The 12758-nt window shown below is 40.6% G+C and carries 11 protein-coding genes and 2 pseudogenes; 8 read left to right on the top strand and 5 right to left on the bottom strand.

Going from position 1 to position 12758, the window contains the following annotated elements:
- Positions 1 to 4: 4 nt before the first annotated feature.
- From ACN19N_RS13430 to ACN19N_RS13400, 7 genes and pseudogenes are all read left to right on the top strand, one after another.
- On the top strand, positions 5 to 1984 hold the full coding sequence (locus ACN19N_RS13430; protein WP_420001545.1) for an ATP-dependent helicase: 1980 nt from the start codon (positions 5 to 7) through the stop codon (positions 1982 to 1984).
- Between the two features lie 64 nt (positions 1985 to 2048).
- On the top strand, positions 2049 to 2294 hold the full coding sequence (locus tag ACN19N_RS13425) for an RNA recognition motif domain-containing protein (protein ID WP_420001544.1): 246 nt from the start codon (positions 2049 to 2051) through the stop codon (positions 2292 to 2294).
- Positions 2295 to 2300: 6 nt separating this feature from the next.
- Positions 2301 to 2660: pseudogene (locus ACN19N_RS13420) on the top strand (ASCH domain-containing protein).
- Between the two features lie 72 nt (positions 2661 to 2732).
- Positions 2733 to 3236, top strand: coding sequence for a DUF6586 family protein (locus ACN19N_RS13415; RefSeq protein WP_420001543.1), 504 nt, complete (start codon positions 2733 to 2735; stop codon positions 3234 to 3236).
- A gap of 112 nt (positions 3237 to 3348) precedes the next feature.
- On the top strand, positions 3349 to 3627 hold the full coding sequence (locus tag ACN19N_RS13410; RefSeq protein ID WP_005162636.1) for a hypothetical protein: 279 nt from the start codon (positions 3349 to 3351) through the stop codon (positions 3625 to 3627).
- A gap of 370 nt (positions 3628 to 3997) precedes the next feature.
- Positions 3998 to 4732 (top strand): Bax inhibitor-1/YccA family membrane protein, encoded by a 735-nt coding sequence (locus tag ACN19N_RS13405; RefSeq protein ID WP_420001542.1) that lies wholly within the window; start codon positions 3998 to 4000, stop codon positions 4730 to 4732.
- Between the two features lie 138 nt (positions 4733 to 4870).
- The gene (locus ACN19N_RS13400) at positions 4871 to 5674 is read left to right on the top strand and encodes an enoyl-ACP reductase FabI (protein ID WP_420001541.1); all 804 of its coding nucleotides are present in this window, start codon (positions 4871 to 4873) and stop codon (positions 5672 to 5674) included.
- 121 nt (positions 5675 to 5795) lie between these two features.
- Here the strand turns inward: ACN19N_RS13400 and ACN19N_RS13395 are convergent, their stop codons facing one another.
- Positions 5796 to 6212: an STM4504/CBY_0614 family protein gene (locus ACN19N_RS13395; protein WP_420001540.1), complete on the bottom strand. Its 417-nt coding sequence runs from the start codon at positions 6210 to 6212 to the stop codon at positions 5796 to 5798.
- 114 nt (positions 6213 to 6326) lie between these two features.
- On the opposite strand from ACN19N_RS13395, the gene ACN19N_RS13390 reads away from it, so the two are divergent.
- Positions 6327 to 7128 (top strand): IS5 family transposase gene (locus ACN19N_RS13390; RefSeq protein ID WP_269228195.1). Its coding sequence is split into 2 segments (ribosomal slippage): positions 6327 to 6590 and positions 6592 to 7128, totalling 801 coding nucleotides; the frame shifts between segments, so codons are not numbered across the junction.
- Positions 7129 to 7172: 44 nt separating this feature from the next.
- Here the strand turns inward: ACN19N_RS13390 and ACN19N_RS13385 are convergent.
- The 4 genes and pseudogenes from ACN19N_RS13385 to ACN19N_RS13370 form a co-directional block, all read right to left on the bottom strand.
- A pseudogene (locus tag ACN19N_RS13385) lies at positions 7173 to 7622 on the bottom strand (AbiJ-NTD4 domain-containing protein); the annotation flags it as partial.
- 237 nt (positions 7623 to 7859) lie between these two features.
- Positions 7860 to 9260, bottom strand: a complete 1401-nt coding sequence (locus ACN19N_RS13380; protein ID WP_420001539.1) for an efflux transporter outer membrane subunit — start codon at positions 9258 to 9260, stop codon at positions 7860 to 7862.
- Between the two features lie 102 nt (positions 9261 to 9362).
- A complete protein-coding gene (locus ACN19N_RS13375) occupies positions 9363 to 11354 on the bottom strand; it encodes a MacB family efflux pump subunit (RefSeq protein ID WP_420001538.1) in 1992 nt (663 codons plus the stop codon).
- A gap of 1 nt (position 11355) precedes the next feature.
- Entirely contained in the window at positions 11356 to 12690 is a 1335-nt protein-coding gene (locus ACN19N_RS13370) for a MacA family efflux pump subunit (protein ID WP_420001537.1), read from the bottom strand.
- Positions 12691 to 12758 lie beyond the last annotated feature (68 nt).

Raw genomic sequence — 12758 nt, 5'->3', positions numbered from 1 at the left:
TTGTATGACGCTTGCCAAGCTAATTGATGAACTGAATCCACAACAAAAACAAGCAGCCACAACCACGGCACAAAATTGTTTGGTCTTGGCTGGAGCAGGTTGTGGTAAAACCAAAACCATCGTGGCAAGAGCAGCATATTTAATTGATCAAGGTTTGCCAGCACAACAAATTCAGATTCTAACTTTTACCCGACGTTCAGCAAGTGAAATCGTCACGCGTGTTGAACAACATATGGGCGCACAGGCCAAAGGTTTACGTGCATCAACCTTTCATACTTTTTGTATGTATCTATTGCGCCGTAATCCACGTGCTTTTGGGCTGAGCCAATTCAGTATTATTGATCGAGATGATCAGTTGCTGATGTTCCGTCTGTTACGGGGTAAAGACAAGGGCAATGTGTTGCCGAAGGCTGCAGAATTGTGTGATCTCTATTCCTATGCGCGTAATACCAAAACCAAATTGTCAGATGCATTGGTTGAGCAGTTACCCCAAGCGCTTGAGTATAAAGCTCAAATTGCTGAATTGATGAAAGCCTATGAGCAACGCAAGCAAGAACGTAATTTTCTAGATTATGATGACATCCTATCTATTGTTGCCGTGCATTTGCAAAGTTCACCAGAGTTAGTGAAGTGGGTCACTGGTTTTTGTTCTGCCTTATTGGTTGATGAAATGCAGGATACCAATCCACTGCAATGGGCTTTGCTTCAGCCTTTAGTTGGCAAGGTGAAACTATTTTGCGTAGGGGATGATGCACAATCCATTTATGGCTTTCGTGGCGCAGATTTTGAAAATATTCATCATTTTAAAAAACGTGTACCCGATGCAGACGTGCTGACTTTGGAAATGAATTATCGTTCGACCCAAGGTATTTTAGATTTATCCAATTGGCTGCTGGAGCAGAGCCAAATTGAATATGACAAGCATCTACAGGCTTATCGGGGCAAAGGGTTAAAGCCACAACTGCATATCTTGAGCAATGAGTTTGAAGAAGCCAATTGGATTATTCAGGACTTGAATCGTCGTCATATGCAAGGTGCGGCTTGGGCAGAACATATGGTGTTGCTGCGCTCAGGTTTTAGTGGGCGTTATTTGGAAGGTGCTTTGATTGCAGCCAATATCCCTTATCGTTTTGTTGGTGGGGTAAAACTGCTGGAATCTGCGCATGTTAAAGATGTATTGAGCTTACTGCGGGTGAGTGTTAACCCTCAGGATGATTTAGCGTGGATGCGCTTCCTGACGCTTTGGGATGGCGTGGGTGATGTGGGTGCGAGTAAATTGGCGCAAGAACTGATTCAACTGCCTGATATCGAAGCCCGTTGCCAACGTTTAGAGCGACATGGCAAAGTACCACAACAGGCGATTTTAATTTTGATGCAGCTCGATGTATTGCAGCAGCATGTTGAAGCTTGTATAGGCCTTGCACTGGATGCGCTAAATGAACAGCTGGAAAATAACTATAAAACTAAAGATTGGTCACGCCGTGTTAAAGACTTTGATTTGGTCAAGCAATTGGCACGTAAACACAGTGCTCTTGGGGAGTTCTTAGAGGAATACGTACTTGATCCAATTTCTATCTCAGAAATTGATAAAACGCCTGACCAAGATTTAGTGACGCTGATTACCATCCATTCAGCCAAGGGTGCTGAACAAAAAGTCTGTTATGTGCCACATGTTTCTCCAAATCAATATCCTCATGCACGTGCACAAGGCGATTTTGATGATGTTGAAGAAGAGCGTCGTGTGCTGTATGTGGCCTTAACACGTGCAGAAGATGAATTGATTTTGACCAAACAGAATTTAAATTTATGGTCACAAGATCAATATGATGAGCTAGGAAGAAAAATAGAAAGTTACTTCCTCAATGATTTACCTCAACATTTAGTCGATGTTCAGATTCATCGAGATATTCCACGTGGCTATGGCCAAAGCAATCGTTCTCGCACGGCTGCAATCAATTTAGGTTTTGGGATTGATTTCGATTAAACTAGGCAGATTCAATTTCTTTTGATTCATTGATTCTACAATGAATCATCTTTTAGGTTTTAGCATGAAAATTTTAGTTCGTAATTTAGACCGTAATGTGACTGATGCGGAAATTCTCGACTTATTCAAAGCATATGGAAAAGTTGAGTCTTGTGTCGTGGTCAAAGACGAAGCAACGGGTAAATCGAAAGGTTTTGGTTTTGTTGAAATGCCAAATCCACGTGAAGCAATTAAGGCAGTTAAAGGACTAAATACTTTAAAAGTCAAAAGTTCTGGCATTAAAGTAAAAGTAGCAGAAGATAAAGCTTAACTCCTCGTGTCAAAGCAATATCAAGCTTTATCAATTGTTGCGCCAAATGCCGAGCGAATAGCCAAGAAAATTAAAACGCTTGAAGTTCGCTCATGGCAACCTGAAATGTTGCCACTGAAAAATCTGGTCATTGTTGAAAATTTGAATTTTTTAACAAAGGATGGGGATGAAGAAATGGGGAGGGCGGTTGCTTTGGTTGATATCGAAGTGGTACGTCCTTGGCAAGCACATGAAGTGGAAATTGCATGTGCCTCTTATTGGACTTAAGGCTATTTTGCTTGGCTCATCAGTAATATTCGCCCTTTCGCCCAACCACTACATACAATAGCAAAACGTAAACTTTATCGTATTGAATTGATATTGTGAGTGCTATTTGTTTCAGCATCAATTCGCTTTACAATCAGTCTTGATTTAAATGAACTGAAAAAGGGATTTATTATGTCTCGTGTTGCTCGCTACCATGCTGATCGTACCAATCAAAAATTGTATTTTGCCCGACTTGCATGTCAACAAGCTGAGCAAACAGACCATATTCAACAAGCGCAGGCATATCGTGAGGCAGCAGTATTTCATTTACACGGGGCAATTTTAGCGTTTTTACAAGAATTGGTACGCTATTATCGTTTAAATGATTTGCAACCGACCTTTAAGTCGATTGAAGAGCAGATGGCAGTTAAAGGACAAGTCTCACCAGAAGTTTCAGTATTACAGCAACTTGCTAAAGATGGTTTTATTGCAGAACTCAAACGTGCGTATCGTTTATGTCAGTATGCACCAGAACCAACAGCACCAGAGCCTGAAAATGAGACCTCATCGAATTTGATTATTAAGGTGACTCAAAGCCCGCAAGCATGGTTACCCGATGCGAAAATATTACGAGAATGGCATAGAGATTTAAGCCATTTGATAGATGGTTTTCGTAATGAAATGGTTGAGTTTTAATTCGAGTAGAACATAGACTTGAAATATGAGTGAATAGCACTTATATAAATAAGACGTGAGATTGCAAAGAGCAGTAGCGCTTTGCCACCATGTAGAAACATGGAGTAATTGTATGTCAATGCAACAGTTAAAAGAGTTATTTGGTAGCCAAGAAGCCGTTCTCGAGTTAGTTCAACTTGAAGGCGGAGAGCTTGCCTTGCGTAATGCAGGTTCGGAAGCAGAGCCTTTGGTTAAAATTCAATTTAGTGAAGATGTTAAAAAGATTTTGGGTGATCAGACACCAACCGTTGCACAGCATATGATCCAAGCCGCTTTATTTGGTTTGTTGGAAAAACAGATGAATCAGTTACAAGCAGAAGTTATTGATGAGCAACCGCAGCACTTTAGCTAAAAGGACTGTAATATTTCACTCTAATCTAAAAATGATTTAAAAAGGAGTCCTAAAATGCGACTCCTTTTTTTATTGCTTATGTGACTTAGATGAATACAGATTTTCAGATTTTATTACAATTAATTCACTTGGTATAAAGAGATCTAGATTGTAAATAAAAGCTTATGGTTCTCGCTACGAAATGAAAGTTATAGCCATAAAATGTGCTTTAATTTTGCAATCAAGTACTTTGTTTCATATATTTTTAATGGATTAGCTATCAATAAATTGCAAAAAAATTAAAGCTTTATTAAATGTAAAAAATATTGGGATTGAATAAAAAATATCATAAACTCAATTTTTATTTGCTTACTATAAAAAGAGAGCTTACATGCAAAGTAATAATCCAATTTTAACTCGGGTTGAAACCTATAGTAATTTATCCGAGCCTATGACCATTCAAGGTGCGATTCAAAAGTCAGTGGTATTGACAGTGATTGCAGCCGCATTGGGAATGGCACTATTTTTCTATTGTGCAATCACTGCTAATCTTTCAATTGCTTATGCTGCAACAATCATTGGTGCAATTGGTGGTCTTATTCTCGCTTTGATTACCACGTTTAAGTCAAATACTGCACCAGCTTTAGCAATTCCTTATGCTTTATTTGAAGGCGCATTTTTAGGTGGTGTGTCTTTTATTTTTCAGTTGAAATTTCCTGGTGTTCCTTTACAAGCTTTGCTTGCGACCTTTGTTACAACCTTAGTTTTATTTGCGTTATATAAATTCCAAATTATTCGTGCGACTGAAAAATTTAAGGCTGTCGTTATTTCGGCTTCTGTCGCGATTGCTCTGGTTTTCGTTGTTCAAATTGTTTTGAGTTTGATCTTCGGTTCAAGTATTCCTTATATTTTTGAAAGCAATTGGTTAGGTATTGGTTTTGCTGCATTTGTTGCAGTAATTGCATCACTTAATCTGATTTTAGATTTTGATCTTATTGAAAATGCAGCTGAACAACGCGCTCCTAAAGCATTTGAATGGGTCTGTGCGATTGCTTTACTTGCGACTTTAGTGTGGATGTATTATTCATTCATGCGTTTATTGAGCCTGATTCAAGGTGATGACTAAGTCAAAACTGAAATAAAATATAAATCGCCTTTTATCAGGCGATTTTTTTATGCAAGATTGTAAAAAGGTGGATTATGCAATTCCGAAAAATCTGGAATGTTGGCATGATGTGGTGAAAATTTTTCGAGTGAGAATAAGATGTCACAAGGACTTTTAGCTGGTAAGCGTTTTTTAATTGCTGGTATTGCAAGTAAATTATCAATTGCTTTCGGTATTGCGGCAGCATTACACCGCGAAGGCGCAGAGTTAGCATTTACTTATCCAAATGAAAAACTAAAAAAGCGTGTTGATGACTTTGCAGCACAGTTTGGTTCAACCCTCGTTTTCCCTTGTGATGTAGCAATTGATGCCGAAATTGACAATACTTTTGTTGAGTTAGCAAAACACTGGGATAGTTTAGATGGTGTTGTGCATTCGATTGGTTTTGCACCTGCACATACGCTAGATGGTGACTTTACCGACGTGACGGATCGTGACGGTTTTAAAATTGCACATGACATTAGCGCGTATAGCTTTGTTGCGATGGCTCGTGCGGCTAAACCATTATTACAAGCACGTAAAGGTTGTTTATTAACCTTGACTTATCAAGGTTCTGAGCGTGTGATGCCAAACTATAACGTGATGGGCATGGCAAAAGCATCGTTAGAAGCGGGTGTGCGTTATTTAGCACTAAGCTTGGGTAAAGAGGGGATTCGTGTGAATGCGATCTCTGCGGGTCCAATCCGTACTTTGGCAGCTTCTGGTATTAAATCATTCCGTAAAATGTTGGATGCCAATGAAAAAATCGCTCCATTACAACGTAATGTGACGATTGAAGAAGTGGGTAATGCAGCATTATTCCTTTGCTCACCATGGGCTTCTGGTATTACGGGTGAAATCCTTTATGTTGATGGTGGCTTTAATACGGTTGGTATGAGCCAGTCAATGATGGATGATGAATAATTAGATTAATCTAATTATTTAATAAAGCCGCTTTTATAGCGGCTTTTTTTAGGAGGGAGTAAATTATAACGCAGTGCTCTGGGGCGAACCAGAGCGCAAGTTTGCCCCTAGCAGCACCTTGTTATGCAAGGTTTTTCTCTGCGGTAGTTAAGAACACCAATGTTGAGGCCGTCATGTGCAGCATATATGCAACTAGATAATCTGGCACAGTTGTTGGACTTGTTCCTTGCCCGTGACCACTCAATTTGTTTCGTCCAGTGGGAATACTGCTTTCCAACATGCTACGCAATGAATTTAATTGCTGCTGCCAAAAAGATGGGACGAGATCATTATCAAAACACACTTGAATCAAAGTCTTTGCTGTAGCATTAGGCTGGTATGACCAATTTCTTTTATTACATATAGCTTTCATAGTGCTTTCAAACGATTTCAAACAATCGTTGAGTGCTTCTTTATTTTTACCGTGTCTGTAATGCTCATAAGCACTTAGAAACTCTTGCTGCGCACCTTGATAGTTTTTCTCATTTAGAAGTCTCAAAGCTGGTTTTACTGCTTCTGAGTGAAGCAGCTCAGAATCAACTCTAAGAACCTATCCAATATTAATTTCATTCTTTTTTGGCAATTGGAAAAATAATTTGTTAAATTCTCCCCCATGAGAAAACCATATCCCAGCGACATTAGTCGAGAAGCCTTTAAAGAAATTGAACCGTTACTATTGAGCGGAAGAAAACAAACACGTCCAAGAGTCGTTGATGTCTATGAAGTGTTTTGCGCCTTGCTCTATATTCTAAAAAGTGGATGTCAATGGAGTATGCTTCCTCGAGACTTTCCACCTAAAAGCACTGTGCATTATTACTTCTCGATTTGGAATAGAAAACCATCAGAAACTGAACCTAGCATACTTGAGCAGGCTTTAAAAAAATGTGGTTGGCGAGGCCCGTATCAACAATGGACGGAAAGAACAAACGAGCTTTATCATCATTGATTCACAAAGTGTAAAAAACACAGATACCGCACGTAATAAAGGCTATGACGCTGGTAAAAGAGTTTCAGGGATTAAAAGACATATCATTGTTGATACTCAAGGTCTGCCTCATGGAATATTTATTACGACAGCAGATAAAACAGATCGTCAAGGTGCATTAGATGCCATAACTTTACATAGAGACACCTTACAAAATGTAGAGGTTGTACTTGTTGATGGTGGTTATACAGGCGAACCCTTTTCTTTGGCTGTTAATGATTTAATCAGAGCGCGAGTTGAAGTTGCTAAACGAAGTGAATTACATAAATTTGCAGTCATACCACAACGCTGGGTTGTGGAAAGATCATTTGCTTGGTTAGAAAAATGTAGAAGGCTTTGGAAAAACTGTGAAAAGCACCTAAATACGAGCCTGCAGTTCATTAATTTAGCCTTTTTAAGGCTACTTTTGCATAGAAAATATTCTGGATAGGTTCTAACAATTTCTCCTTCGATGAACTGAAAGCCTATTCCATGTTCTTTGAATCTAGCGTTCAGTTCTTCAATTGCATCATCAACGCTTTTCGAAGCATTTTGTTTATGCAGGTATTCATAGTTTCGAGTAAGTCGATCAATATACCTAAAGCTTAATTCGACTACATCTAATTGCTTTTCGACATCGTCAACCTGCAACAAATAATTTGCCAGTTCATTTATGTACATTCTCTGGCCATGCTTTTCTGCTGTGGGAAGCTGAAACATTCCATACTCTCTGCAAAGAGTATCCACGATAAACTTATATGCGGATTTGACTTGAGGGCCACACCCGTAACTTTCGTAGTAGTTTTCATTACTTCCAAGTGCATCTGACCAAATATGAACGATTTGCACTCTCAAAGCACTTGGTAAGTTATCGTAGGTGTAAACATCTGGTACGTCTCCCCTCAAGGCTTTTTGCCTCTTTGAAAACAGGTCAAAAATTGCCATGAATTCTCCTTTTTATGAATTGCATAATTATAGTTACAAGGCATATTTGACGCATAACCAAAATTAAGATGCCATATAAGCAATTCTGTGCTTACCCAGTATAATTATATTTTGATCAGCATATAAAACCGTAATAGTTAAATCAATATAAAGCGGTTGATGAGTAAAATCGAAAGTTCTCAGCTCATTAAAAATGAGCCAAAAACTGTAAGTGAGTAAACAATAGCAACTCGTGTGTTATTGCTCAGGTAGTTCTTTCACAGGACTTCCTCCTAGTGCTTGCATTAAAGTCACATAAGCATTGTATTGACTCTGCTTGGTTTCAACTAAGCTGAGTCGTGCATTACGTGTAGTCTCTTGCGCATCGAGTAAGCTCTTTAATGTGATTGCACCATTGCGATAACGAACTTCGGTCAATCTTTCGGTCTTATTCGCAAGTTCGACATTGCGTTGTTGCAATTCTACTTGCTGATTCAGTTGAGTGCGATTCGACAAGGCATTTTCTACATCGGCAAAAGCTTGGTACAGCGTTTGGCGATATTGAGTAATGGATTTTTCATACTCAAGATCACTAATCGCAATCTCTTTCTTCATATCATTATATTGAAGAAAGGGTAGGCTTAAACTCGCACCTAAAGTTAAAGCAGGGTTCTTTAACAGTTGTGTCAATGAAGTGCTCGAAGAACCTAGATTACCTGTGAGATTAATCGAAGGGTAGTAACTGGCTTTGGTCGCATCTTTATTGGCTAAAGTCTTACGCAAGCGTAATTCAGAAGCTTGTAAGTCAGGGCGACGCGATAAAATATCAGCAGGGAGTCCAACCGCGATATTCGGCAGAGTATTGCGAGGTAGTTGTGTAGGCTCTTGAATATTCAGTTGTTGAACAGGTTCATGTAGCAATACAGCAATCGCAGTACGCGTTTCAACACGAAGCTGCTCAATTTGGCTTAAACTGGCTTTTTGGCTTTGTACCGATTGTTCCGCTTGTGTTAAATCTAAACCTGAAACCGCACCCGCTTTATATTGCGACTGTACCAAAGCATAAATCTTTTGGGTCGAAGCCAAGTTTTGCTGAATGGTTTGATAGCGTTCGTTCAGATAGCCAAGTTGCCAATATAGCTTTGCTGTGGTACCAACCAGACTTTGTGCGGTGGCTTGCAAGTCTTGTTCACTGGCTAAGGCTTCCCAACGGCTTGCTTCGGTTTGATTGGCGAGCTTGCCAAATAAATCGAGTTCATAGCTAACGCCAACACTGTTCGATAAACCACGATCATTTCCATTGCCTGAACGGAGGTCATAGTTATGACCTGTGGAAACACTCGAACTGGTACGAATGCCTTGTTTATTTTCAGCCAAGCCTGCTTGTAGTCGAGCCTGTTGAAGGGTAATTCCTGCAACACTTAAGTCACTATTTTTAGCCAACACTTGATCGACCAATTGATTCAGTTGAGCATCATTAAATAGCGTCCACCATTGATCGGTGAGATTCACATTCTTATTTTTTTGCGTATCATATTGGAACTGTTGTGGCACTTGGGCTGTTGGGGCGTTATAGGGCGTTTTGACGACAGCAGAACAGCCAACGAGTGTTGTGCTGAGACAAAGTGCAAGTGCGATTTTATGTTGTTTGAATAACATTGATCGTCATTCCTTTAATAATTTGAAAAATATTATCGTCTTGATCTATTCTTAAAAATCCTTCCCAATCTCCTTTTAAAAAGAGGGGGTAGGGGGAGATTTTTATTCTCTCGCTAAAGCAGCAACTGGGTCGAGTTGTGCTGCATTTCGTGCTGGCAAGAAGCCAAATACAATACCGATCAGACTAGAACAGACAAAAGCCGCTATGATTGAGGTGGTTGAATAACTCATCTCAATGATGCCTTTGGCAAAGTGTCCAATAATTTGCCCAATCCCTAAAGAAAGCAGCACACCGAGTACACCGCCCAATAAGCAGACCAGAATTGCTTCAATCAGGAATTGCTGCAAAATATCGCTTTGTCGTGCGCCAACCGCCATACGTACCCCAATCTCTTGGGTTCGTTCAGTCACAGAGACCAACATAATGTTCATCACGCCAATTCCACCAACCACAAGAGAAATCACGGCGATTGCAGAAATTAACAGGGTCATTGTGGCTGTGGTTTGCTGGATGGTTTCACGGATACTGTCAGAGTTCTGAGTGAAAACATCTTGTGCGCCGTGACGCTGTTCCAGCAAGGTTAGAATTGCATTTTCAGCCGCACTACTTGGATATTCATCTTTAATGCGAACAATGATGCTACGAACATTGGATTGCCCCAACATGCGACTCATCACTGTTGAATAAGGTAAATAAACATTCAAACTGTCAGAACTACCCATGAAGCCTTGTTGAGCATCAATCACGCCGATGATTCGACTTGGTACGCTACCTAACAGCAGTACTTGACCAACAGGATTAGTACCATCTGCAAAGAAAGTCTTTTCAGTATTGGTATCAATCACCACATCTTGCGCACGTTGTGTGACGCTGTCTTTATCGAAAGCTTGTCCCGACTTAAAGGTCATGCCTTTGACATAGAAAAAATCAGCACTGACACCATTTACGGTTGCCGATGCTTCGGTATCTTTGTAGCGTAGCGTCACACTGGTATTGGCGGATGGACTGACCCCATCGACATAAGGTTGTTCAGCTAGCGCATCCGCATCGGCAGGCACTAGTGTTTTCACTTGGGAGGCACGTGAATTGTCACCAAAGCCACGACCCTGATAAACGCTAATGGTGTTAGTGCCTAAACTACTGATATTTTCTAAAATCTGCTTTTGTGAGCCATTCCCAAGCGCAACCACCGAGACCACGGATGCGATCCCGATAATAATCCCAAGCATGGTCAAGAAAGTCCGCATACGGTGGGCATTCATGGCAAGCAGTGCCATACGGAATGCTTCACCGAGACGATCGAAAAAAGACCGCCAAGCCGAGGTTTTCTTTTGTGATGAGCGTTGCAGGGTTTGATGTTCTAAATCGGTATCTGCATTTTCAGGTACGTTGGCACGGTCTGAAATAATATTACCATCACTGATCTCGATAATACGGGTCGCATTTTTGGCAACATTGAGATCGTGCGTGACCAGAATAATGGTATGGCCTTTGGCATTCAGCTCACGCAAAATGCGCATCACTTCGACACCGCTATTCTTATCTAATGCACCTGTGGGTTCATCGGCAAGAATCACATCACCACCATTCATCAGCGCACGTGCAATCGACACACGTTGTTGCTGACCACCAGATAGCTGGCTTGGTCGATGATGTAAGCGTTCTTCAAGTCCTAGTTCTGAGAGTAGCTCAGCCGAACGCTGTTGGCGAAGTTGGCTGTCTACGCCTGCATAAATCGCAGGAACTTCGACATTACCTGCGGCGCTTAAATCACCGAGTAAATGATAACGTTGGAAAATAAAGCCAAAATATTCACGGCGAAGTTGTGCTAGTTCATCTGCTTCGAGTAGACGTGTTTCTCGACCACTGACTTGATAGCTGCCTGCCGTTGGTTTATCGAGACACCCCAAGATATTCATGAGGGTCGATTTACCTGAGCCTGATTGCCCGACGATTGCAACCAGTTCACCGGCATAAATTTTTAAATTAATGCCTTTGAGGATTTGTACTGTTCCTTCGCCCGCGGGAAATTCACGAGTGAGGTTGCTGACTTCAAGTAATGGTTGTGAAGAACGTATTTGATCTTGGGTCATATTACATTCTCATTGCACGTTGATTGCTACGTTTTGCTGATTCGTTTGAGCTATCAGTTGCATCTGCAATCACCACTTGATCGCCTTGTTTCAAACCTCTAAGCACTTGTGCAGTCACACGATTGTTAAGGCCGATTAACACAGGTTGAGGTTGAGCAGTCCCGTCTGCTTGTAAGATTCGTACGATGCCTGTGGATGCTTTACCTTGAGCAATCAAGGCTTTTTCAGCTTCAGTTAAATCGAGACGTTTCGGTTGTTGTATTTTTTGAGTATTGGTAGTTTTCGCTTGATTTGTCGCCGTTGAATTATTGCTATTGTCTTTTTTGTTTGAACGTTTGGTTTGTATCGCAGCAGCAGGGATCGTCAGCACATTTTTCGCTTCAGCTAAAACAATATAGACCTGTGCAGTCATATCAATACGTAACTTACCGTCTTCATTTGGAACATCAAACAAAGCATTATAATACACGGCTGTGCTTGATGAAGATGAACTGGTATTGGTTGTTTCGGTGTTAATTGAGTTTGGTGCAGGCTCAACTTGACGTAGCTGTGCGTAATGTTTTTTATCGCTATTGCCTAATGTGGTGAAGTAAACCGTTTGACCTTTTTCAACCTTCATCACATCGGCTTCAGAAATTTGGGCTTTGATGGTCATGTTGTCGAGCTTTGCCAATTTCACAATCGTTGGTGCTGTTTGATTGGCATTCACCGTTTGACCTTCTTCGGTCACAATGGCAACCACTGTCCCATCCATCGGAGCAACAATACGGGTATAACCCAAATTCTCTTGCGCAGTTGCGAGGGTTAAACGAGATTGTTCAATTTGCGCATTGATTGCTGCAATTTGAGCTTGTGCTGTTTTAAAGTTCGCTAGTGCTGTTTCAAGTTCTGCACGTGAAGTTGCATCTTGGCTAAACATGGCTTGTTGACGTTTATATTCAGCTTCAACTTTGGCTAGATTGGCCTGTTGTACCGCCAATTGAGCCTGTTGATTTTGAATACTGGCTTTGGCTGTTTTCAACTCATTTTCTTGGCGAATCGAGTCAATTTGTGCAATCAGTTGACCTTGTTTGACTTGATCGCCTAACTGTACATACATTTTTTTCACTTGACCTGAAACCTGTGCGCCGACGCTGACCATTTTGGTTGCTTCAAGCACACCTGTTGCCAATACCGAATTTTCAATATCACCTTTAGAGACTTCAGCACTAATATATTGTGGTGCTTGATCTTTAGGTTTAAAGAAAAACCATGCAACGGCTGCAATAATCGCGACACCGATAGCGATCATTATTATTTTACTGAATGGTATTTTTTTAGAACTTGTTTTTGGCATGGCAACAGATCGAGATTTAGAAACTCAAACCAGTATAAAAGCGAAATAAGGATAAAACGTGGATATTT

It is taken from the genome of Acinetobacter sp. LF10, assembly GCF_048585715.1.
Lineage (GTDB): Bacteria > Pseudomonadota > Gammaproteobacteria > Pseudomonadales > Moraxellaceae > Acinetobacter.
This window is presented reverse-complemented; position numbering and strand designations above follow the sequence as displayed.